The organism is Terriglobia bacterium, from assembly GCA_020073185.1.
Lineage (GTDB): Bacteria > Acidobacteriota > Terriglobia > Terriglobales > Acidobacteriaceae > JAIQGF01.
In genome coordinates, this window is record JAIQFT010000041.1 from 14,090 (window position 1) to 36,702 (window position 22,613).

18 protein-coding genes and 1 tRNA gene are annotated in these 22,613 nt (G+C 62.7%); 16 read left to right on the forward strand and 3 right to left on the reverse strand.

The genetic code is table 11. The annotated features are described in order from the left end of the window. Window positions 1-65: 65 nt before the first annotated feature. From LAN64_14575 to LAN64_14610, 8 genes are all read left to right on the forward strand, one after another. Window positions 66-524: an OsmC family protein gene (locus LAN64_14575; GenBank protein ID MBZ5569062.1), complete on the forward strand. Its 459-nt coding sequence runs from the start codon at window positions 66-68 to the stop codon at window positions 522-524. Continuing rightward, window positions 521-1,885 carry a TolC family protein gene (locus LAN64_14580; protein MBZ5569063.1) on the forward strand — a complete coding sequence of 455 codons (1,365 nt, stop codon included), beginning with the start codon at window positions 521-523 and terminating at the stop codon, window positions 1,883-1,885. Before LAN64_14575 ends, LAN64_14580 begins: the two co-directional genes overlap by 4 nt. Beyond that, window positions 1,885-2,994, forward strand: a complete 1,110-nt coding sequence (locus LAN64_14585; GenBank protein MBZ5569064.1) for an efflux RND transporter periplasmic adaptor subunit — start codon at window positions 1,885-1,887, stop codon at window positions 2,992-2,994. Before LAN64_14580 ends, LAN64_14585 begins: the two co-directional genes overlap by 1 nt. Continuing rightward, the gene (locus LAN64_14590) at window positions 2,994-6,251 is read left to right on the forward strand and encodes an efflux RND transporter permease subunit (GenBank protein ID MBZ5569065.1); all 3,258 of its coding nucleotides are present in this window, start codon (window positions 2,994-2,996) and stop codon (window positions 6,249-6,251) included. Before LAN64_14585 ends, LAN64_14590 begins: the two co-directional genes overlap by 1 nt. Continuing rightward, window positions 6,248-6,460, forward strand: a complete 213-nt coding sequence (locus LAN64_14595; GenBank protein MBZ5569066.1) for a DUF2892 domain-containing protein — start codon at window positions 6,248-6,250, stop codon at window positions 6,458-6,460. Before LAN64_14590 ends, LAN64_14595 begins: the two co-directional genes overlap by 4 nt. A gap of 101 nt (window positions 6,461-6,561) precedes the next feature. Further along, window positions 6,562-7,110 (forward strand): 2'-5' RNA ligase family protein, encoded by a 549-nt coding sequence (locus tag LAN64_14600; protein MBZ5569067.1) that lies wholly within the window; start codon window positions 6,562-6,564, stop codon window positions 7,108-7,110. Window positions 7,111-7,147: 37 nt separating this feature from the next. Further along, window positions 7,148-7,223, forward strand: a tRNA-His gene (locus tag LAN64_14605). Window positions 7,224-7,617: 394 nt separating this feature from the next. Further along, window positions 7,618-9,300: an FAD-dependent oxidoreductase gene (locus LAN64_14610; protein MBZ5569068.1), complete on the forward strand. Its 1,683-nt coding sequence runs from the start codon at window positions 7,618-7,620 to the stop codon at window positions 9,298-9,300. A gap of 39 nt (window positions 9,301-9,339) precedes the next feature. On the opposite strand, the gene LAN64_14615 is transcribed toward LAN64_14610, so the two are convergent. After that, entirely contained in the window at window positions 9,340-10,545 is a 1,206-nt protein-coding gene (locus tag LAN64_14615) for an aminotransferase class V-fold PLP-dependent enzyme (GenBank protein ID MBZ5569069.1), read from the reverse strand. Between the two features lie 262 nt (window positions 10,546-10,807). On the opposite strand from LAN64_14615, the gene LAN64_14620 reads away from it, so the two are divergent. The 4 genes from LAN64_14620 to LAN64_14635 all read left to right on the forward strand — a co-directional run bounded on the left by LAN64_14620 (window position 10,808) and on the right by LAN64_14635 (window position 15,318). Then, a complete protein-coding gene (locus LAN64_14620) occupies window positions 10,808-12,022 on the forward strand; it encodes a PLP-dependent aspartate aminotransferase family protein (protein ID MBZ5569070.1) in 1,215 nt (404 codons plus the stop codon). Window positions 12,023-12,256: 234 nt separating this feature from the next. After that, window positions 12,257-12,523, forward strand: a complete 267-nt coding sequence (locus LAN64_14625; GenBank protein ID MBZ5569071.1) for a hypothetical protein — start codon at window positions 12,257-12,259, stop codon at window positions 12,521-12,523. A gap of 161 nt (window positions 12,524-12,684) precedes the next feature. Continuing rightward, a complete protein-coding gene (locus LAN64_14630; protein ID MBZ5569072.1) occupies window positions 12,685-14,514 on the forward strand; it encodes a hypothetical protein in 1,830 nt (609 codons plus the stop codon). A gap of 30 nt (window positions 14,515-14,544) precedes the next feature. After that, window positions 14,545-15,318, forward strand: coding sequence for a hypothetical protein (locus LAN64_14635; GenBank protein ID MBZ5569073.1), 774 nt, complete (start codon window positions 14,545-14,547; stop codon window positions 15,316-15,318). Here LAN64_14635 and LAN64_14640 read toward each other — a convergent pair. Together LAN64_14640 and LAN64_14645 are read right to left on the reverse strand one after the other, a co-directional pair. Continuing rightward, window positions 15,312-16,667, reverse strand: a complete 1,356-nt coding sequence (locus tag LAN64_14640) for a glycosyltransferase family 39 protein (protein MBZ5569074.1) — start codon at window positions 16,665-16,667, stop codon at window positions 15,312-15,314. The genes LAN64_14635 and LAN64_14640 overlap by 7 nt on opposite strands. 136 nt (window positions 16,668-16,803) lie before the next feature. Then, the gene (locus tag LAN64_14645; GenBank protein MBZ5569075.1) at window positions 16,804-17,007 is read right to left on the reverse strand and encodes a cold-shock protein; all 204 of its coding nucleotides are present in this window, start codon (window positions 17,005-17,007) and stop codon (window positions 16,804-16,806) included. 414 nt (window positions 17,008-17,421) lie between these two features. On the opposite strand from LAN64_14645, the gene LAN64_14650 reads away from it, so the two are divergent. The 4 genes from LAN64_14650 to LAN64_14665 all read left to right on the forward strand — a co-directional run bounded on the left by LAN64_14650 (window position 17,422) and on the right by LAN64_14665 (window position 22,479). Further along, window positions 17,422-18,345, forward strand: coding sequence for a YihY/virulence factor BrkB family protein (locus tag LAN64_14650; protein ID MBZ5569076.1), 924 nt, complete (start codon window positions 17,422-17,424; stop codon window positions 18,343-18,345). A 150-nt stretch (window positions 18,346-18,495) separates the two neighbouring features. Continuing rightward, entirely contained in the window at window positions 18,496-19,008 is a 513-nt protein-coding gene (locus LAN64_14655) for a hypothetical protein (GenBank protein ID MBZ5569077.1), read from the forward strand. A gap of 23 nt (window positions 19,009-19,031) precedes the next feature. Beyond that, a complete protein-coding gene (locus LAN64_14660; GenBank protein ID MBZ5569078.1) occupies window positions 19,032-22,028 on the forward strand; it encodes a hypothetical protein in 2,997 nt (998 codons plus the stop codon). Between the two features lie 247 nt (window positions 22,029-22,275). Next, window positions 22,276-22,479, forward strand: coding sequence for a hypothetical protein (locus LAN64_14665; protein ID MBZ5569079.1), 204 nt, complete (start codon window positions 22,276-22,278; stop codon window positions 22,477-22,479). Window positions 22,480-22,613 lie beyond the last annotated feature (134 nt).

Sequence of the window (22,613 nt, forward strand, 5' to 3'; positions counted from 1 at the left end):
CGACAATCCTGTAACAAATCTCCGTTGGACTGCATTTATCCGTGTTCCGCTAATGGAGGTTTGCCATGATCCAGGCTTCCGTCGCCCTGACCCAGACCTCGGGAACAGGCCGCCAGTTTGTCGTCACTACCGGCACCGGACACCACGTCATCATTGACGACGCCGTCGGCGCCACCGGCCCCAAGCCGATCGAGTTGGTGGCGGCCGCGTTGGCAGGTTGCACCGCCTTCGACGTCATCAACATACTGCGCAAGAAGCGTCAAAATGTCACTGCCTACGAGGTGCATGTCGAGGCTGACCAGGCGCCCGAACCTCCGCAGGTGTTCACCAGGGTTCGCATCCGGCACATCCTGACCGGCGTGGATGTGGACCGCGAAGCCGTCGCCGCCGCGATCCATCTGTCCGAATCGAAGTATTGCTCGGTGGGTGCGATGGTACAGAAGTCGGCCGAATTCACAACTTCCTTCGAAATCATTCCCGCGCACGTGGCTGAGCTTGTGGCGGCTGGAGTCCACGGACAATGAAACCCGTTACCGCCATCAGCCTGATCGCGGCACTGCTCGCGGCGTTTGGGCTGCCGCTGGCTGCCTTCGCGCAAACCACCCTGACGCTGGCGCAGGCGGTGACCACCGCGCTGGAGAAGAATCCGGCGCGTAAAGCGGCCGGGTTCGAGAAAAACGCGGCGACGGCCGACATCAAGCTGGCGCGATCCGCGCTGTTCCCACAGATCAAGTTCACGGAAGCATACGAGCGCGGCAATGACCCGGTATTCGTATTTGGCGGTCGGCTGCGCCAACAACGATTCTCCGCCTCCGACTTCGCGCTCAACCGGCTGAACACGCCCACTCCGTTTGGCAACTTCGCTACGCGCTTCTCCGGCGGCTGGCAATTGTTCGACTCCGGCGTGAGCTGGCTGCGGCTTCGGCAGGCCAGGCGCATGGACGGCGTCGCCCAGCGCAAGCTGCAGCGCGGCGACCAGGAATTGGTCATGCGTGTCGTCAAGGCGTATGCCGGTCTGCTGCTTGCGGTCAAACAGCAACACGTCGCCGAGGAAGCGCTCAAGACCTCGCAGTCCATCCTCGACCGCAGCCGGGCCCAGGTTCAAGCCGGAATGGCGGTGGAAAGCGATCTCCTCAGCGCGCAGGTGAACCATGCTGCGCGGCAGGAGGAATTGATTCTCGCGCGCAATGCGGTGGCGCTGGCGCGAGCACAGCTCAACCTTGAGATGGGCATTTCACCCGATACGCCATTCGAACCTGCCGATCTGCTAGCGGAGAAGCCACTGCCGGTTGCCAGCCTCGACGAACTGGAAAAACGCGCCCTCGAGCAGCGTCCCGACCTGCGGGGACTGACCATGCGGCAGGCAGTTCAGGCCGACGGCGTGCGTGCTGCCAAGGCATCGTTCGGACCGCGGTTGAACGTCATCGCCGACTGGCAACTCGACAACCCGCAATTCGCCGGCGGCGGCGGCAACAACTGGATGGCCGGATTTGAGCTCCAGGTCGATGTTTTCGACGGAGGCGCCAAGCGCGCGCGCCTCGCGCGTGAGCACGCACTGAAGAGCCGCATTGACGCGCTGCATGAGGCGGCGGCCAACGACATTCGCCTTGAAGTCCGCAGGGCCTATCTCGACTTCGACACCGCCCGGCAGCAGGTCGAGGTGGCGCGCGCTGCCGCGGGCCAGGCGCAGGAGAGCCTGCGTATCGGACAAAACCGCTATGAAGCCGGCTTGAGTACCATCACCGACCTGCTCCGCATGCAGGAAGCAGCTCTGCGTGCGCAAACCGATTCCTGGCAGTCGTTGTACCGGCTGCAAACCAGCTACGCCGGCCTGGAGTTGGCGACCGGCGCGTTGGACCTCAACTCGCCCGTGGTGAAGCAATAATGATGACGAGAAGGATCATCTTCGTTCTTGCCGTCCTGGCAGCGCTGATATCGACCGGCTGCAGCGACCAGAAAGCGCCTGTCGCGCAAACCCCGGAAGTGGTGCGCGGTCTCGCGATGTTGGAAGCGCAACGCAAGACAGTGCCGGACTTCGTCGAAGCGGTGGGCACCATCCGGGCGCTGCAAACCAGTCAACTCTCGGCGCAAGTCTCCGGCGCCATCGCATCCATCCGCGCGCAAGAGGGACAGCGGGTTCGACGGGGCGACGTGCTGGTCGTGCTCGATGACGCGCAGCAACGCGCGTCACTGGAACGCGCTTCTGCCGCCGTGAATGCCGCCCAGCAGGAAATTGCCGCCGCCGACGCGGATTATGGCCTGCAAAGCGCGACGCTCACCCGCTATCAGAGCCTGTACGAAAAGAAATCGGTGAGTCCCCACGAAATGGACGAGGTGCAAGCGCGCCAAAAATCCGCCGGTGCCCATCGCGATCAGGCGCAGGCCGGCATCGCGCAGGCTCGCGCCATGGAAGCGCAGGCCAGGGCGGGGCTCAGCTACACCCGCATCCGGGCCCCGTTCGACGGGGTCATCACGGCCAAGCTTGTGGACACGGGCACGCTCGCATCGCCCGGCGTTCCGCTGATCACCATCGAAGATACGCACCGCTTCCGGCTGGAAGCCTCCGTGGATGAAGGCGACCTGCGGTTTGTGACTCTGGGCGCCACCGCTCGCGTGTCAGTGGATGCCCTCGCAACTGACCTCAGCGCCAAAGTCGTTCAAATCGTTCCTGCTGCCGATCCGGCCAGCCGCAGCTTCGTCGTCAAACTCGAACTTCCAGCCGATGCCCGCCTTCGCTCCGGACTGTTCGGGCGCGTCCAGTTTCCGCGCGGCCAGCGCGAAGCCATCGTCATCCCGCGAGCCGCCCTGCTGGAACGCGGCCAGATACATGGCGTGTACGTGGTCGCCGCCGACAACCAGATCGAATTGCGATACGTCACGCTGGGCAAGCCGGCCGGCGACAATGTGGAGATTCTCTCCGGACTTTCCGGCGGCGAGCGCCTCATTGCGGTGCCCGGAAGCCGTGATCTGGCCGGCAAAAAGGTAGTGAATTGATGGTGGCCGTGGGCACACATCTTCGCGCCGCCGGAAAAATCGCGCACGCGTTCATCGCTTCCAAGCTCACGCCGCTGGTGATCATCGCCGCGCTGCTTCTCGGCGCCTTCGCCATCTGGCAGACGCCACGCGAGGAAGAACCACAGATTGTCGTACCCATGCTAGACGTCTTCGTCCAGATGCCGGGCGCATCGGCCGCCGAAGTCGAGCAGCGCGTCACCATTCCCATGGAGAAGCTGCTGCGCGAGGTGCCCGGGGTCGAGTACATCTACTCGATCTCGCAGCCCGGAATGAGCATGGTCATCGTCCGCTTCTACGTCGGGCAAAAAGAAGAGGACGCGATTCTCCGCACCTACAACAAGCTATATGCCAACTTCGATCGCATCCCGCCTGGCGTTTCCCAGCCGCTGATCAAGGTCCGTTCCATCGACGACGTGCCCATCATGGCGCTGACGCTGTGGGGCAAGAATTACGACGCCGCTTCGCTCCGCCGCATCGCCGGTGAGCTCGAGAATTCCCTCAAGCAGCTCGACGATGTTTCTGAAACAAAAATTATCGGCGGGCTGCCGCGAAAAGTTCGAGTCGTCCTCGACACGGAACGCCTCGCCGCCTATGGCCTTTCGCCGATCCAGGTCACCGCGAAGCTGGAATCCGCCAATCAGCAGGCGCGCGCCGGCAGCTTCGCGCGCGACAACCAGGAAATCCTGGTGGACGCCGGACGTTTTCTCTCCAGCCCGGATGAATTGCAGCAGGTCGTTGTCGGCGTGCACAGCGGCCGGCCGGTGTACCTCCGCGACGTGCAGAAAATCGAGGACGGTCCCGCCGAGGCCGATAATTACGTGCTCTTCGGCAACGGCCATGCGGCGGGTGACCCGGCGCAGTATCCCGCGGTCACCATCACGGTCGCCAAGCGCAAGAACACCAATGCCAGCGTGATCACCGAACGCGTGCAGGACAAGATTCGCTCGCTTCGCGGCTACCTGCTCCCCGCGGACCTGAATGTCACCATCACGCGCAACTACGGCGAGACCGCGAAACAAAAATCGAACGAATTGCTCAAACACCTGCTGCTGGCGACCATCTCCGTGACGCTGCTGATCGCCTTCGCCCTCGGCTGGCGCGAATCCGGGGTCGTGCTGGTCGCGATTCCCGTTACGCTCGCCCTGACGCTCGCTATCTTCTATTTCTTCGGCTACACCCTGAACCGGGTCACCCTCTTTGCCCTCATTTTTTCCATTGGCATCCTGGTTGACGACGCCATCGTCGTGGTCGAGAACATCGTCCGACATCTGCGGCTGCCCGAAAACCTCGGCCGCCCGCGGATGGACGTCGCCGTCGAAGCTGTCGACGAAGTCGGAAATCCCACCATTCTCGCCACCTTCGCCGTTATCGCCGCCATTCTGCCCATGGCTTTCGTCCGCGGCCTGATGGGGCCTTATATGCGCCCCATCCCGGTGGGCGCCTCGGCGGCCATGATCTTCTCTTTGGTGGTCGCTTTCGTCGTGTCACCCTGGGCCGCGCTGCGCTTTCTCGGCAAGCAGGCCGGCGACGGCGCCGCCAAGCACGAGGCCGAAGGCTGGACCACGCGCCTCTATCGCGGTGTGATGAATCCGCTGATCGCGGATCGCCGCAAGCGCGCCATGTTTTTGGTTGGAGTCGTCACCCTTCTTCTGCTTGCTGTGCTGCTGGTCCCGTTGAAGCTGGTTCGCGTGAAAATGCTGCCCTTCGACAACAAGAGCGAATTCCAGGTGATCATTGATATGCCGGACGGCACGCCCCTGGAGCAAACCACCGCAGCCGCCCAGGCACTGGCCGCCAAGATCGTCCAGGAACCCGAGGTCGCGAACTACCAGATCTACTCCGGCGCTTCAGGTCCGTACAATTTCAACGGCCTGGTGCGTCATTACTTCCTGCGCCGCGGCCCCAATCAGGCAGACATCCAGGTCAATCTGCTGCCGCGCGAAGATCGCAAGGCACAATCCCACGACATCGCCAAGCGCATCCGGGGCAAGTTGCAGCCCATCGCGCAGCAGTTTGGCGCGCGCATCAAAGTTGCCGAGGTGCCGCCCGGTCCACCGGTGCTGCAAACGCTCGTAGCCGAAGTTTACGGTCCCGATTACCGCCGCCAGATCGACCTCGCACGCCAGGTGAAAGACGTTTTCCAGCGCGCGCCGGGCGTGGTTGACGTGGACTGGTACGTCCAGGATCCGCAGACGCAATACGCGCTCAAGGTGAACCTGGACAAGGCTGCGCTCAACGGCGTCTCCGCCGCCGAGGTCACCCGCACCATGCAGATCGCGCTCGGCGGCACCGAGGCCGGCCTGCTGCATCAGCCCGAAGCGCGCGAGGACGTTCCCATCGAAGTGCGCCTGTCGCGTGCCGTGCGTTCCAGCATTGAGGACTTGCGAAATCTCAAAGTCCCGAACGCCGCCGGTGGCATGGTTTCCCTTGGCGAGATCACTGAGGTCGAGAAAACCACACTCACGCCTTACATCTACCGCAAGAATCTTCGCCCAGTCGTCTACGTCACCGGCGACGTCGCCGGCCAGGAGGAGAGCCCGGTTTACGCCATCTTGGGTATGAAAAACGCCATCGGCGACATCAAGCTCCCGGCCGGCTACTCCATCGAGCAGGACATGGGCACCGCGCTGCCGGAAAATTCCGAACGCTACGCGTTGAAGTGGGACGGCGAGTGGCACATTACCGTCGAGGTCTTTCGCGACCTGGGTCTGGCCTTCGCTGCGGTGCTGGTGTTGATCTACGTGCTGGTGGTCGGCTGGTTCGGTTCTTTTAGGACGCCGCTGGTGATCATGGCGCCCATCCCTCTGACACTGGTCGGCATCCTGCCGGCGCATGCGCTGCTGGGCGCATTCTTCACCGCGACCTCCATGATCGGATTCATTGCCGGCGCCGGCATCATCGTGCGCAATTCCATCATTCTGGTTGACTTCATCGAGCTGCGCCGCGCCCAGGGCATGTCCCTGGAAAACGCGGTCGTGGACGCCGGCACGGTGCGCTTCCGCCCCATGTTGCTGACGGCCGCAGCGGTTGTGGTCGGCGCAAGCGTCATTCTCTTCGATCCAATTTTCCAGGGACTCGCACTCTCGCTCATGGCCGGCGAGGTTGCCTCCACCGTGCTTTCGCGCATGGCGGTGCCGGTTCTCTATTACATGAGCCAGAAGCGGAACGACCGCGGCATCCCGAAGTTCGCTTCCGCAGGCCCCACCGCACAAATTCCTGAGGAGGTTTCCGAATGACCATAGATCGTTGGCTGCGCCTGATCGCGGGCACGTTCGTCATCGCATCCGTTGCCCTGGGCTACTGGCTGAGCCCGTACTTCTTCCTGTTCACCGCGTTTGTCGGATTGAACCTGTTCCAGTCAGGCCTGACAAACTGGTGCCCCATGATGACGTTCCTACGATTGCTGGGAGTGCCCGCGAGTCCCGGGCAAACGCGGCCAAGGTGAGCGGTCCGGCTCTGCGGCGTTGACCGTCCCTCACGCAAACCTGCCGTCCACGCCATGATTGGACCGGCAAGGAATATAAAGGAATATAATGGTCGCCAACCATGGCTCCTCCGCAATATGCTCTCGTGGCCTATGTGAAGAGTCCGGTCAGCGCCCTGATAGAGAGCCTGCGGCGCGAGTTTCATCCCAAGCAAGCGCATTTGCCCGCACACATCACAATTCTTCCGCCGCGCATTTTACAGGGCTCGGAGACGGAGGCGCTGGCGACGCTGGAGCGCGTCTGCCGCGACGTGGAACCGTTCGAAATCGTGCTTGGCGAGGTGGCCTCGTTCGTGCCGATCACGCCGACGGTGTTCATCCGCGTCGCGCACGCCGCCTACCGGATGCGCGAGCTGCACGACCGGCTGAACGTGGACGTGCTGCAGGCGGAGGAACAGTGGCCGTATATGCCCCACCTGACAATCTTCCGCATGGACGCGGTCGAACAGGCCGAGACCGCGCTGGAAGAGGCGCTGCGCCGGTGGGAAGAGTACCGGGAAACGCGACGCGTGCTGGTGAACCGGTTGACCTTCGTGCGCGAAGCGGGCGCCAACGACTGGATTGATCTCGTCCCGGTGCCGCTGGGCCGCCGGTTGGCGGCGACTCACTAAGCGTGGCGTTTGCCCCTGCTATAATCCATTGTTTGCGGTGGGAGTAGCTCAACTGGCAGAGCACCGGACTGTGGCTCCGGACGTTGTGGGTTCGATTCCCATCTCCCACCCCAGATTCTAAAAGACTTACAGGCGGGAATGGGCTGCACACAGTCCATTTAATTTCGGCAGCGCCATACGCGCCACCCTGCTGTTAGTCTGGCGCTACGGAAGCCTCGCGCTCCCTTCGTCTCCTCAACACAACATTTGCGACGTTGTTCTCGGATGAGAACTTCGTAACACTTTTGCGAGCCGAATCGATGACCGCAATTCCCATGTATCTCAAGCCCCTATTTGAGAAAGAAACGCGACGTGCCCATGAAATCTAATGCCCGCCGTCTCGCGCTCACGGGTGCGCGAGGTGCTACGCCGGGCATTTGCCGCTGATATCCTTGTAACGATGACCTTGCTCCTCGCATTTCTCCTTTGATATCGAGCCGAGTTGTTTGGGAAGGAGCGCCATAGTCTATGGGCAAAAGAATTCTGGTAGTGGGCGGTGTTGCCGGTGGGGCTTCCTGCGCGGCACGGGCACGACGACTCTGCGAAGAGGCGGAGATCGTCATCTTCGATCGCGGACCGTATGTCTCGTTTGCCAATTGCGGCCTGCCGTACTACGTCGGCGACGTCATACAAGACGAGAAGAGACTCCTGGTCGCTTCGGCAGAGCTGTTCAAAACGCGTTTCCGGATCGACGTACGCACCGAAAACGAGGTCATGGCGATTGATCGCGATCAGTGCGAGATCGTGGTGAAGCGCCTCGCTACCGGCGAGACTTACCGAGAGAAGTATGACGCGCTGGTGCTTTCCCCGGGTGCGTCACCGATTCGCCCGGTTCTCCCCGGAATCGATCTGCCCGGCATATTCGTCCTGAGGACAATTCCCGATAGTCGGCGAATCCGATCCTGGATCGAAGGGCGGAAGATCGACCGTGCCGTGGTCGTGGGTGGAGGTTTGGTCGGGCTCGAAATGTCGGAGAACCTGGCGAGCCGCGGCATCCAAGTAACGGTCATCGAAATGCTGGATCAGGTTTTGCCGCCACTGGATCCGGAAATGGCAGAACCGGTTCAGGAGCACCTGCCGCAGCACGGCGTGTCGCTTCACTTACGGGACGCAGTAGCTGGGTTTGTCCAGACCTCCAACGGCGGGTTAGACGTGCAGACGCGCTCGGGCGCGACATTCCCCGCGGATTTGGTAATCCTTTCCATCGGAGTGCGACCGGAAACGAAGCTGGCAAAAGAGGCTGGCCTGGCCATTGGGGAGCGCGGCGGCATTCGAGTGGACGACGCCATGCGCAGCAGCGACCCTCGCATATGGGCGGTTGGAGATGCGGTTGAGACACGGGACGTGATCACCGGCGAGTGGAATGTGGTGCCACTCGCGGGACCTGCGAATCGCCAGGGACGCGTGGCCGCCGACTCGATTTGCGGGCGCCCGGCGCACTTTCGCGGGGTACAGTCCACGGCAGTGTGCGGCCTGTTCGGCCTGATAATCGCAACCACCGGTGCGAACGAGAAAACCCTGCGACGGGTGGGCCTAAGATACGAGCGTATCTACCTGCATCCTGGGCATCACGTCGGCTACTATCCCGGCGCCAAGCCCATCAACATGAAAGTACTGTTTTCGAGTGAGGACGGGCGCGTCCTCGGGGCGCAGGCGGTGGGCCAGGAGGGAGTGGAAAAGCGCATCGATGTGATTGCGATGGCCATCCAGAAACATGCCACGGTTTTCGATCTCGAAGAAGCCGAACTGTGCTATGCCCCGCAATTCGGCGCAGCTAAAGACCCGGTCAACATGGCCGGCATGATTGCCGCCAACGTGTTGCGGGGAGACGTTCCCGTGGCGCCATGGGAAGCACTCTCCGAGACGCATGCAATGCTCGTGGATGTCCGGGAACCGTCTGAATACGCGGCAGGCCACATTGAGGGCGCAGTGAATGTGCCGTTGCCGCAGATTCGCGATCGAATCAAGGAGCTACCACGAGATCGTGAGATGTGGCTCTACTGCGGCGTCGGGCAGCGCTCCTACTACGCGTCGCGAATCCTGCTGCAACACGGATTCAAGGTCAGAAACTTGCCCGGAGGCTTCAAGACCTATGGGCACTTTCGGCCGTATCTGAGCCTCACCCCGGCCGGCGTGAGTGGCCGAGACTGAGGAGGAACCCTGTCCCGAATCTGGCTCGCATCGCGAGGCTCAAGGGGCCGCTACCGTTGCTTGCCGCACGCGGCGCGTTGCCGCCCAGCGCGCGATCTCGCCAACGGCGTGGATGGCAGCGTCGACCTGCAGCTCGGTGTTGAACGCTCCGATTGAGAATCGGACTCCACCGTGCTTCTCCACAATCCCAAGTTGTTGGTGGACCAGGGGCGCGCAGTGCAGGCCGGTGCGGGTCGCAATGTCGTGATCAACGTCGAGCATGATTCCGACATCGCCGGCTTCCAGACCTTCCACATTCATCGTGACCGTGGAGAGGTGATGGTCGAGATGGTCACAACAGTAGAGTCGTACTCGCTCGATCTGGCGCAGGCCATCCACCAGCTTTCGAGCCAGGCGCATTTCCCGCGCGTGGAGGGCAGCGACGCCGTTTTGATCGAGCCAGTCCTGGCCGGCCCAGAGGGCCGCGACGCCGACCATATTCGGTGTGCCGAATTCCATCCTCCACGGGTACTCCTCCAGATGGTAGGGATACGCCGAGCGCACCCCTGTGCCTCCACTGCGAGTCTGGCGTAGGTGCACGTGCTTGCGCACGCAGAGCCCCCCGAGGCCCATACAGCCCATCAGTGCCTTGTGACCGGTAAAAGCCAGCACGTCGATGTTCATCTCTTTCATGTTGATGGGAATGATTCCGGCGGTCTGGGCAGTGTCGATGGCGAAGGTGATGCCCCTGTCGCGGCACAGGCTGCCGATTTCCTTCACCGGCTGAACCGTTCCGATGACATTCGATCCGTGATTGACGACGACCAGCTTTGTCTGCGGACGGATCGCCCGGGCGATATCGTCAGGATCGACGAATCCAGCGTCGTCAAACGGCACAAATGTCGCCGTAACCCCGCCGTCGCGCACCAGGTGGTTGATGGGGCGGATCACGGAATTGTGCTCGAGATTCGTGGTGACGACGTGGTCGCCTGACGCTAGCGACCCGGCGATGATGAGGTTCAGCGCGTCGGTCGCGTTGTAGCCGAAGCACAGACGTTCGGGGGCGTCCTCGTCGCCGCCAAAGAATTTCGTTAACCGCTTGCGCAAGCGATCGAGCAGCGAGCCCGCTTCCAGCGCCAGGTCGAAACCGCTGCGGCCGGGGTTCACGCCGGTGCTCCGGTAGAAATCGATCATGAACTGGTACACGCTCTCCGGCTTGGGCCATGCCGTGGCTGCGTTGTCGAAGTAGATCAGTTCCTTTTCCATGGGACCCCTCGAACGTTTCTGATTCCGCGGCCGAAAATCCCGGCTCCCGGAGCGCGCTTCAAGGTAGGTTACCTGCGTTTGTGCATTTGGGCTGTGACGATCATCACCGTTCGCGTGGCTTGGACCTCGCGGTCGTGGGCAGGTTCGATAAGGTGATCACTGCCTTAGGTGCGAATCATCACAGTTTCCGTGTCCGCGCTGTCTGACACTGGTGGCAGCAGGTGGACGTGCTCGACGTGGTTCGAGAGGAGAAGCGAAATCCATGGACACGAAGCATCTTGGCATCAACAGCAAGCTGATCCACGCCGGGCACAGAGCGGACCCGACTGGCTCGATCAATGTTCCCATTTACCAGACTTCGACGTTCGCCTTCCGAGATGCTCAACACGGCGCTGCCCTCTTCGCCGGACAAGAAGACGGATACATCTACACGCGCATTGGAAACCCCACCATCCGCGCACTCGAGGAGAGCGTGGCCGAACTGGAAAACGGCTGCGGAGGTATTGCCACCAGCTCCGGCATGGGCGCGGTCTCCACTTTGTATTTGGCGCTCTTGAATGCGGGCGCTCACATGGTAAGCACAGCATCAGTCTACGGTCCCAGCCGGGGGCTGATGGAGAAGCATTTTTCACGATTCGGAGTCGAGTCCGCCTACGTCGATACGTCGGACTTACGCCAAATTCAGGATGCTCTTCGAGCGCACACGAAGCTCGTATACGTCGAAACGCCGGCCAATCCGACGATGCAGCTCACCGACATTGCGCAGGTTTCGGCTCTGGCGCATGCACACGGCTGTCTGGTCGCCGTCGATAACACCTTCGCCAGCCCGTATCTGCAAAAGCCGTTGGATCTCGGCGCCGACGTGGTGCTCCACTCGGTGACCAAGTTCATCAACGGCCACGCCGATGTGGTAGGCGGAATCCTGGTCGCGAAGGACCCCTCTGTCTACAAGCTCCTGCGCAGCGTCATGGTCAATTTCGGCTGCAACATGGATCCGCATCAGGCCTTCCTGGTGTTGCGTGGACTCAAGACGCTGGGAATTCGCATTGAGCGGGCCCAGCGAAATGCTCTGCAAATCGCTCGCTGGCTGGAGAGACAGCCGGAAGTCCAGACGGTACGGTACGTCGGCTTGGAATCGCACCCCCAGCATGAGTTGGCCAAACGACAGATGAAAGGCTTCGGGTCCATGATCAGCTTCGAACTCCAGGGCGGAATGGAGGCGGGCCGCCAACTCATGAACGCGGTCAAGGTGGCTACGCTTGCCGTCTCGCTCGGGGGCGTTGAGACCCTGGTTGAGCATCCGGCTTCCATGACCCATGCCGGCATTTCGCCCGAGGGTCGCCGAGCAGCAGGCTTCAGCGACGGCCTGGTTCGCTATTCGGTTGGCATCGAAGACGTGGAGGACCTTATTGCCGACCTCCGCCAGGCACTTGACGCCGTCGCCATGGAGAGCAGAGAAGTCGCTACGGTTCGCTAAACGGCGACCCAACGCACGTGGCCGATAGCCAACCCGCTTGCATCATTGTTCTTGGACAGATCAACGTGGGCGAAATAAAGACTGGGGTAGAGCACGCGCTCCATCACGGGCGTGCCATTTACGCCAATCGCACGGGCATTAGCATCGACCTTCGGCCGCTCTATCTAGTGCAAACGTTCTGGCAGCAGGTGCTCCACCTCATCGTGCGGCGGCTGGAGCGTCACCTCGTACTGCGTGAACGGATGTTGCAGACCGGCCTCCGCGCCCAGCTCGAACATCGCGCGGCCGCGCTGCGCTCGATTTTCGTCGGCCGCGACGCAGAGCGTGCGCGGCTGGGCCGAATGCTGGAAGACGCGGCGGGCGGGCGAGGCCCGCGACGCCTACGGCGATCCGGTTCGTCATTACCGCTCCACCGAGAAGTCGGCGCTGATCGTTGCCGGCTCGGCCGGTACGGGCGCTGCCATGGGCGCGATCGCCGGCGGCGGAGCTACGACCGCCTGACGGCGAACAAATAGGCAGCGAATCTCACCGGCGGCAGACGATCGGACAAGCAGGCCCGACGCAGCATGTGACTCCGCGTTGGGCCTTTGCTCTTCGCGCCTTTCGTAGACGCTGGTCCGCAGTTCCGCCCGGTGCTACGATTTCTCCGCATAGGCGCCACCATGACCAGTCGTCTCCGCGTCGGCGCGATACTTCTGCTGCTGGGATTCGCTTTCGCCGAAGTCACCTCCGCGCAGCAGTGGGTCGAGGTCAAGTCTCCGCACTTTTCGGTTCTCACCGACGCCGGCGAGAAACGCGGCCGCGAAGTCGCCGGGCGCTTCGAACAAATGCGCGCTGCCTTCGGGCTGCTGTTCCAGCGCATGAGGGTCAGCCTCCCCGTGCCGCTGCAGATCATCGCCTTCCGCCGCTCCAACGAGCTGCGCGACTTCGCGCCCATCTGGAAGGACAAGCCGGTGGCGCTCGACGGCTTCTTCCTGGCCGGCGAAGACCGGAATTTCATCGCCATGGATCTCTCTTCCGGCAATTGGGCCATCGTGTTTCACGAATACGCACACCTGCTGATGAACGGAAACCTGCCAGCCACGCCCCTCTGGTACGACGAAGGCTTTGCCGAGTACTGCTCCACGCTGGTGGTGGGCAACAAGCAGGTCGAATTCGGCCGCATGGCGAAGGGTCGCGCCCAGGTGCTCTACGACAGCCCTTGGATGCATGTTGGAGACCTGTTCAGCGTCAGCCGCAACTCGCGCGAGTACAACGAGGGCGACCGCCGCTCCGTCTTTTATGCGCAATCCGCGCTGGTCGTAAATTACCTCATGGGCAACCGCAAGAACCGGCAGTTGGTCAGCTACCTGCACCTCACGCAGGAGGAACACGTCTCCGTGATCCAGGCGATCAAGCAGGCCTTCGGCATGGAGCCGAAGGAATTCGATCGCACCCTGCGCGACTATTTCCGTGCTGGACATTACAACTATTTCGTCACGGCCGCGCCCGCGGGTTTCGCCGCCGGGCCGTTCCAGTCGCGCAAGCTCGACGAGATCGAGTGGCAGACCGTGCTCGCCGACCTCCACTTCCATTCCACGGACCACCGCGACCAGGGCGTCGCCGAGTTCCGCCGCATCCTTGAGAAGCAGCCCGACAACACGGCGGCCAACCGCGGTCTTGGTTATGCCTACCTGCTGCAGAACGATTTCGAGCGCGCCGCGCTGCACTTCCGCCGCGCTGCCCGCGACTCGCAAGACCCGCGCGTTCACTACCTGAATGCGTTGCTGGCCAGCCGGCGCGGCGTCACCGCCAAACTTTCGGCCGATGAAGTGGCATCGCTGCGCCGCGAGCTGCAAACCGCCATCGCGCTGGATCCCAATTTCGCCGACACCTACAACCTGCTGGCCTTCGCCGACTCCACGGCCGACAATCTCGAGGCCGCGCTCGCCAACATGCGCAAGGCCATCGAGTTGGATCCGCGCAACCTGATGTACCAGGCCAATCTGGCGCGCTTCGAGATGGCGGCCCAGCACTGGGATGCGGCCGAGAAGATATGGAACACGCTGTTGACTAGCGATGACGCGGAAATCACGCGCCAGGCCGGCGATGGCCTGAACGAAGTTGCCGGACACCGCTTTACCACTGCGCAGAATGTCGCCGCGCCGCAAGAGCAGGACGCCGCGGTTTCCGCGCCGCCCACGCCGCAGCGCGAATCCACCACCGGCGCCCAACCCGAGGAACCGCCGCCCATCAACCCTCCGCCGCCACAGCAGAGCATCCGCTTCATCAAAGGCAAATTGATCAGCGTGAACTGCACCGAGCAGTCCGGCGCCGTGCTCAGCGTCCGAGCCGGCGCCAAAGACCTCCTGATGTTCACCCGCGATATCAAGCGCGTGCTCCTGATCGGGGTAGACACCTTCTCCTGCGACTGGAAGGACCGCAGGGTCTCCATCAACTACCGCCTCAAGCCCGACGGCCGCGGCGAAATTGTCTCGCTGGAACTGGATTAGATATGGCGAATTGCGAGGCGCCCGAATACTATGAGCCAGCCGAAATACAAAATGCTTGGTTTTTCGCGAATGCGGGCACTAATCGCCGCGTACTTTGTCGTCGTTCTGTCTGTGCTCGCCGTCGCCCCTGATGGCGCCGCCCAGACCGCCGAAGAATCGGATGTCGCGGTACTCGACCACATACTGAATAAGACATTTCCGCGAGGCTGGGCCCCAGAAGATCTTTCGCAATTGCGAGCCGTTCGTGACCACTGTCGTGCAGAGCCCTCCCGCAGCTTGCCGGCTTTACTCGAAGGGTTGCACAAACTCAATGCCGCGGAACGTGGTTTCGCGGAGCGCAAGCAGGGTGCATTATTGGAATACAGCGTTGACCATAAGCGTGATTTGCTCCTGAAAACCAACGTCATGTTCGTTGTGGCTGGTTGCTATACGGCGGGGAGTCCGGAACAAAGAAAGCAAACTTTAGCCGAATTCTCCGAATCCTTGACCGCAGTGACCGTTGCCGCGGATATGGACAGCTACGTTTCATGGGCTGTGTTCTCGATCGGTCCGGACGCGATGCCAATCGCACTGACGTGGGCTGCGTCAGAAGATGACCGGGCTCGATGCCACACGCAGTCCAGCCTCAACTCCGTCGGCGAAAAAGCCAAGAGCGGTCCTCCCAAACTCGATTGTCACGCCTCCCGGGCGCAGCAACAGATTCGGTTGCAGAACTGGGTACGGTGGTGGGAATCGAGGAATGACAAGGCCGCTTTGCTTCAGACCCCGAGCTTCATTGACGAAGGAAAGACGACCAATTACTGATTCGCACGGCTCGGCGCCACGCGGTCGGCACGGGCTTTCGGTTTGGCCCCACCGCGCTCCCCAACCAACTCGCCCTTCACTGCGTCCTTCCGTGCGGTGAACGCGTACACCGCAAGCATGACGATCTGCGGGTCCACCGGATGCCGATAGCGAATGTGCGGCCGCGTGAAGTAGTACACGAAGGGAATGGTCACCAGGGCGGCAACGAACAGCCAGCGCGTATCCAGCCCTTCGCGAAACGCGCGCCGCAGCCCGATGATCATCAGCACTGTCAGCCCGGTGCAGAACGCGACCAGCGCGGGATCGAAGGGCTCCTCGGGATCGAACGGTTCGTGGATCGGATGATCCGGAGTTCCCCAAAATTCCGTCCAAGTGTACGCAAATCGCCGCTGCGTTTGCCTCGCTACCCAGCCCGGATGCCCGCTGATGAACTCGATTGCCTGCCTTCGTTTCACTTCCATGTACTTGGTTTCGCCCAGGCGGCGATATTGCTCGCCTTCGACCTCGCTGGACGACGGGTATGCGGCTCGGTTGGTCCAGAATGACTCGTCGCCGTTGTTCGCGATCCAGACCTCGGACCAGAAGTTGTTGCGCATGGGAACAAAGCGCCCGAAGACGCGGTAATTCCTCACCTGCCAGGGAGTCATCACCACCACCACCGCCAAGCACGCCATGGCGGCTCTCCAGAACCACCTCTGACCTCGCCGGAACCGCCGGTAGCACGCGTACGCCACCAGGAACGGAAACACGGTCGCCACCGGCGGACTGGTCACCACGGTGAATCCCGCGAACAGGCCGAACCCAGTCCATTCGGCCACGCTGCTGGAAACTTCCAGGCGCAATGTCCACCAGAACATCACGGCGAGCAGGAAGGTCGCCATGCAGGAGTTCCAGATCATCGTCGCCGAAATCAGGATGGCGTACGGAAACAGCGCCCACACCCAGATGGACACCTTGGCGGTGCTCGGCCCAAAGCATTTTCGCGCGATGAAAAACACCGGAATGCAGGTTAGCGCCGAGAACAATACGTTCAGCGACAGCAGGATGATCGCGGAAGCGCTCGAATAGATGCCAAACACCTTGAACACGCCCGCGACCATGTAGGTATGGATCGGGGGCATCATCCCCGTGGGGCCGGTTCCCGCAAACAGCGGATCGCTGAATCCCTTGCCGGTCACGATGGAGCGCGCGATGCGGCCGGTTTCGTAGCCGAAGGCCCAGTGATCGTTCGCCGGCTTCAGTTGGTCGCGATAGAGGAACCCGACCACCACCATGCGCAGGGCCAGCGCCACCAGCACGGCAAGCCAGAGCGTGCGGTGCGCGTCGATTGCGTCTTTCCTTGCCGGCAATGGTTTGGTTTCAGTGAAGGCTACGTCCATGGAGGGCAGAAAAAAACTACCACACTTGCCGCGCCCATGAAAAACCCTCCCGGCAAGGCCGAGAGGGTGAGATCCGGGCATCCCCCGTGGTGCTTTGGAAATCGCGCTATCCGCGGACGACGTTTCCCGCCTGGAATCCTTTCGGCCCCTTCAAGAGGTCGAATTCCACCGTTTCTCCCTCATTGAGCGTGCGATAACCGTTTTCCTGGATGGCGGAGAAATGCACGAAGACATCCTCCCCGGTGGATCGCTGAATGAAGCCATACCCCTTGGCTCCATTGAACCATTTCACTGTACCCTTCTCTCTCACAACTGCACTCCTTTCGCCTCAGCACAGGTAAGTAATCGCCCTCCCGTGACGGGAGAAGCAGGGCCGAGCAGGCCGGCCGTTCGACGTCCCACGAAGGGAAAGGGCCCCCGGTCGCGCCGTCCGCCCGTGACGGGCGGCAAAGCTCGGGGGCCCAGACTCTCTTTGCGTTGCATCAGACTGCAAGCGTGTCAACCCAAGTCCGCAGCACGCCCCGTTTTTCACGAGCCACAACTCGCGCGCGCAGCGCGATTTACGGGCTCATTCTCCGGTGGCGCGCTGCGCATAATAACAGGAACCTAAAATTTCGCCAAAAAAATCGCCCGCGCGCACCGCGCTTGCCAACGGCAGGTCAACTCCTTTCGCCTGCCGCCGGAAGCCTCGAGCCTGAGGCCTTTAGTGATAGCATCGAAGCACATGAGTTCCGAACCGCGCGCCACAGTTGAACTCCCGCCGATCGCCGTCCCCGCGGCGACGGCGTCCGCGGCCGTGCCCGCAAAACCTGCGCGCATTCCGGTGCTCAGTCACATCGTGCCCACCGCCAAGTTCCTCATGCGCACCGAGGTTCACACCTTCGCCTTCTCGGTCGCCGCCAACGCCATCCTGTCGTTTTTCCCGTTCATGGTCCTGCTGCTGATGGTCACGCGCCGCGTCCTCCATTCGCAGATGATGTACGACACCGTCGTCCGCCTTCTCCGCGACTACCTTCCCACCGGCCAGGACTTCGTCATTCGTAACCTGAAGGCGATGGCGGGCGCGCGCCGCGGCGTGCAGATTTTCTCCGTCGTCATGCTGCTCATCACCTCCACGGGAATTTTTCTTCCCCTGGAAGTCGCGCTCAATCACGTGTGGGGCTTCACCAGGAACCGCTCCTACCTGTGGAACCAGGTGGTCTCATTGCTGCTGGCCATCGGATGCAGCCTGCTGGCCCTGATCTCGGTCGCACTCACCGCCGGCAACACCTTGCTGCTGCAGCACGCGCTCGGCGGCGTGGCGATGGGAGTGGGATGGCGCGGATGGCTGCTCGCCCACATCTCCCTGATCGTCATGAAGGTCTTCGCTATCGCCGCCAGCATCGCCATCTTCTTCCTGGTCTACTGGGTGCTGCCCAACGGCAAGGTGCCGGTGCGCGCCGTGTTGCCGGCCGCTGTCATCACCGGCGTGTGCTGGGAGGCCGCCAAGTACGCCTACGTGATCGCGCTTCCCTGGCTCAATTTCCAGGAGGTCTACGGTCCCTTCTCCATCTCGGTGACCCTCATCTTCTGGGCATTTCTCTCCGGCCTGCTGCTGCTCGGAGGCGCATACCTGTCCGCCGCCGGACATACCACTGCGGATCGGTAACACGCGATCCCTTCTTCGCAGGGCGCGGCTATGGCCACGGGAGCAACTTGTTCCTATTTCGGAACAGCGTCACCCTCGGAAGTGCGGCGCTTCACAGACCGTTGTGTATCCCCTGCCTAAAATGAAAATGCTCCCCCGTGTGCCAGGCTTGTGACACGTTACATCGTTACACGATACGTAATCGCGGCCCTTGTGGCCTTGTTGGTGGCGCCCTCCGCTTCGGCCCAGGGCGCGCCTGACCTGCGCCGGCTCGCCCGCGACGCCGGCCTGATCTTCAGCGGCACGGTAACGCGTATCGAGCACGTTGCGCCTGCCGCGCGCGGCGACATTGGCGTGGTGCGCGTTACCTTCCGCGTCAGCGACGCCCTGCGCGGCGCCACTCCGGGCGAAGCGCTCACCATCAGCGAATGGGACGGCCTATGGACCGCCGGCGATCGCTACCGCGTCGGCGAGAATCTGCTGCTGTTCCTCTACCCGCCTTCGGGCGACCTTGGCCTGACCACCCCGGTCGGCGGCGAGCAGGGACGTATCTCGCTGGCCGATTCGCAGCTCTCCATCGCCGCTGTCGCGCGCCTGCTTGCGGACGCCACGCCCGCCTTGCCCGAAAAGCCGCGGCCAACTCGTTCGCCCCAGCGGCAAGCGCGCGGACGGGCGCAGGAGTGACCATGTTGAGGCGCTTAGGGGGCGTGAGGCCGAATGGTTGGCCCTGCATTGTGCTCGTGCTTGCCCTGACGCTGATGTGCGGGCCCGCCGGGCACGCGGGCGGACCACTCTACGTCGCCGGCAGCGGCTTCAATTCCGGACTGGCGGGAAAGCCGCTGACCTGGAACAACGGGCAGATCTCCTACTACACCGACCAAGGCGACCTCAGCTCCATCTTGCGCCAGTCCGCCGCCAACGCATTTGTGGCCGACGCCTTCTCGCGCTGGACCTCGGTCTCGACCGCCGCGCTCAGCGCCACCCGCGCGGGCCAACTCGACCAGGATGTCAGCGGCGCCAACGTCACACTGGCCGGCACCGTGCTCACCATGCCCGCCGACATCCGGCCCGACTCTGCCAAGCCATTCGCCATCGTTTATGACGCCGACGGGAAGGTCATCGATGCGCTGCTCGGGGTCGGCGCCTCCAACCCGCAAAACTGCATGAGCAACGGCGTCATCGGCGGCCCCGATTACTTCACCGACGACGCCCACATCGCGCACGCCTTGCTCATTCTCAACGGCAACTGCATTCAAACCTCGGCCGGCCTGCCGCTGCTGCGCTACTCGCTGGTGCGCATGATCGGGCGCTCGCTCGGCTTGGATTGGTCGCAGCTCAACGACAGCGTCTTCCTCTCGCCGCCTCCGACTTCCGATGACCAAGCCGGCTTTCCGGTGATGCATCCGCAGGGCAGCCTGTGCAGCCTCGGCGATTATGGCTGCGTCCCCAACGCCGATCAACCGCGCATGGACGACCGCGCTGCCATCTCGCGCCTCTACCCCGTCACGGCCGAGAACCTGGCGCCGGGCAAGAGCGTCTTCTCCGCTACGACGGCGCGTGTCCGCGGCCGAGTCCTTTTCCCCGGCTGGAACGGCGCCTACGGCGCGGGCATGCAGGGCGTTAATGTCGTGGCGCGATATATCAATCCGACGAACGGGGCGCCCTCCGGGTCCGCCGCGGCTTCCTCCGTGTCCGGATCGTTATTTCGCGGCAATGCCGGCAACGCCATTACCGGCTTCACCGGCGCCACCGGCGAGCGCTTTGACCACTGGGGCTCCGACGACCCGGCGCTGCGCGGCGCCTACGACTTGTCCGGGCTGGAGATTCCCGCCGGCTTGAACAGCGCGCAGTTCCAGATCACCACCGAGCCCATCAACCCGCTGGAGGCGGGTGTGCGCTCCGTTGGCTCATACAGGATCTCGCCCGTAATGCCCTCCGGCGCCTCCACCCCTGTGATCGTCACGGTCACGCGCGGCGGTGAGGTCGTGCAGGATCTCATCATGCGGGGCGCCGCCGCCGCCCCCTCCGACATCTACGAGCCGCATTCCTTCGCCGCACCCGGCATGATTCCTGGCGCCGGCCACTGGATCGCCGCGCTCAGCTACTACGGCGATATCGACTGGTACATCTTAACCGCCCGCGCCGGCCGAATGTTCAGCTTCGATGCCACCCCGCGCGACGAATCCGGCGCCAACACCACCTACAAGGCATTGCCGGTCATCGGCCTGTGGGCGCCCGGCACCGTCGAAACTGCCGCGCCTCTCTTGGCGAAAACGTGGTTCAACACGCACAACGCTACCACGCGCCTGCTCGTGGCCATTTCGTCCTCTGGCGACTACAAGCTCGCCATCACGGATGGCCGCGGTGACGGCCGCCCCGACTTCCAATACCGCGCGCGCCTGCTCTACGCCGACAATGTTGCGCCCAGCCATGCCCTGCCCGGTACCGTGCTGCGCATCACCGGCATCGGCTTCGTTCCCGACATGAAGGTGACGATCGGCGCTGCCGACGCCACCGTGTTTTCTTACACCGTGGATGAACTGCTGGTCTCCGCGCCTACTCTTGCCGACGGTCTTCACGACCTCACGCTCACAGACTCCGCCACCGGCGCTTTCGCCACCATCACCTCCGCCGTTACCTACGGCAGCGGCGGCGACGACAAATTGCAACTGCTGCTCGGCTGGAATCCTCCGGTGCCGGTGGGCTCGCAGGCGCCGAATCCGTTTCGCGTGCGCGTGGTCACCGCCGACGGGACCACTCCCGTCGCCGGGGCATCCGTCACCTTCACGACGCCGGACGCGACTGTGTCGCTGCTGCCGTGCAACACCACGTCCTGCCTGATCGCCACCGACGCCACCGGCGAAGCCGACGTCTGGATGCTAGTGAAAGCCGCAGGCGCGGCCACCATCACCGCGGCGCTCTCCAATGGTCAAACCGCTGCGGCCACGGTGAGCGGCGTCGTTGGTCCGCTGCAGATCTCCGCTGTGCCGCCTAAGATTTACGTCGTTACCGGGACCAACGCTTCCGTGCCGCTGGTGGCACACGTGGCCGGCAACGGCGCGCCGCTTCCCGGACGCTTGGTTGAATTCGACGTGATGCTCGGTGCCGGCACCCTGACCGCCGCCACTGCGACTACCGACTCCGCCGGTGAAGCGCGCTCCACGCTCACGGTGACCAGCCTCGCCTCCGAGGTGCGCATCAGCGCCTGCGTCGGCAGCGCACCGGAGACCGCGTGCGACATCTTTTATGTGTATCCGGTGAGTGCCCCAGGAGGCGCGCAGTTGTTCAAGGCAGGAGGCGACGGACAGTACGTCGCCGCCGGGCAGAGGTTCGCGCCCGTCAGCGTTCGCGTCCTCGACACCAACGTGGTACCGAATACGCTGTCGGGAGTTGCGGTACGCTTCCGCCTCACCGCCTACCGCGAGCAGGCCGGCGACTCATCGCAGACGGCGGGCGAGATCGTGACCGGCCAACACGCGCAACCCGTCGTGCTTTCCAGTTCCGATACCACCGTTTATTCCGACGGCTGGGGACAAGCCTCGCTCATCCCGCAATTCCCCGCCTTCCGGGGCGCGCTCCGCATCGACATCCAGGCCAGCATCCCCTCCGGCCAGACCGTGACCTTCACCCTGCATACGCTGGGTGATTCAAGCTCGACGGGAGAGCGGCACGTCTCGCCGAAGTCAGGTGCAGATCCACAATAAGCTGGGTTGTGGGTAGCCCGCAGTCCGTAATCCGCGAGCTACGCCGGCAGTAGGGATCGGACTGCCAGTCGTGCACAAAAGGTTCGGCGATGTCTGCGCGACGATCAAATGCCGCGAGCCGATTCGGACGATCTACGTGGCAAGCTCCTGGAAGCCTACGAACAGATAATCGGCGTCGATCCGGATTGTCAAACGGGAAAGTCCTTTTTGATATGACACCGGCCGAAGTGAAAACACCCTCGACGGCATGAAGGTCGACCAAAAAGGAAACCTCTACGTTTCAGGACCGGGCGGTCTCTGGATCATTTCCCCCGAGGGCAAGCACCTCGGCACCATCATCGGCCCCGAATATCCCCACAACTTCGCCTGGGGCGACGATGATGGAAGAATGCCGTATTTGTGCGCTCGGACTGGCCTGTACCGGCTTCGGCTCAAGATTCCTGGGAGGTAAGTATCCTCCGGCAGAGCCGGAGGCTTTACGGGTCGCGGGCCCCTCAAAGGGGCCTGATCGCGACCCAAAGTCAAAACCGCTCGCTCCAGGCAGTACGGGTGAAAGCTGTGCGCTTGCAAAACCGCCACGCACAC

Excerpts from the sequence above, each read along its gene's own strand:
- LAN64_14575 (MBZ5569062.1), top strand. The coding sequence starts at position 66 with ATGATCCAGGCTTCCGTCGCCCTGACCCAGACCTCGGGAACAGGCCGC.
- LAN64_14580 (MBZ5569063.1), top strand. The coding sequence starts at position 521 with ATGAAACCCGTTACCGCCATCAGCCTGATCGCGGCACTGCTCGCGGCG.
- LAN64_14585 (MBZ5569064.1), top strand. The coding sequence starts at position 1,885 with ATGATGACGAGAAGGATCATCTTCGTTCTTGCCGTCCTGGCAGCGCTG.
- LAN64_14590 (MBZ5569065.1), top strand. The coding sequence starts at position 2,994 with ATGGTGGCCGTGGGCACACATCTTCGCGCCGCCGGAAAAATCGCGCAC.
- LAN64_14595 (MBZ5569066.1), top strand. The coding sequence starts at position 6,248 with ATGACCATAGATCGTTGGCTGCGCCTGATCGCGGGCACGTTCGTCATC.
- LAN64_14600 (MBZ5569067.1), top strand. The coding sequence starts at position 6,562 with ATGGCTCCTCCGCAATATGCTCTCGTGGCCTATGTGAAGAGTCCGGTC.
- LAN64_14610 (MBZ5569068.1), top strand. The coding sequence starts at position 7,618 with ATGGGCAAAAGAATTCTGGTAGTGGGCGGTGTTGCCGGTGGGGCTTCC.
- LAN64_14615 (MBZ5569069.1), bottom strand. The coding sequence starts at position 10,545 with ATGGAAAAGGAACTGATCTACTTCGACAACGCAGCCACGGCATGGCCC.
- LAN64_14620 (MBZ5569070.1), top strand. The coding sequence starts at position 10,808 with ATGGACACGAAGCATCTTGGCATCAACAGCAAGCTGATCCACGCCGGG.
- LAN64_14630 (MBZ5569072.1), top strand. The coding sequence starts at position 12,685 with ATGACCAGTCGTCTCCGCGTCGGCGCGATACTTCTGCTGCTGGGATTC.
- LAN64_14635 (MBZ5569073.1), top strand. The coding sequence starts at position 14,545 with ATGAGCCAGCCGAAATACAAAATGCTTGGTTTTTCGCGAATGCGGGCA.
- LAN64_14650 (MBZ5569076.1), top strand. The coding sequence starts at position 17,422 with ATGAGTTCCGAACCGCGCGCCACAGTTGAACTCCCGCCGATCGCCGTC.
- LAN64_14665 (MBZ5569079.1), top strand. The coding sequence starts at position 22,276 with ATGAAGGTCGACCAAAAAGGAAACCTCTACGTTTCAGGACCGGGCGGT.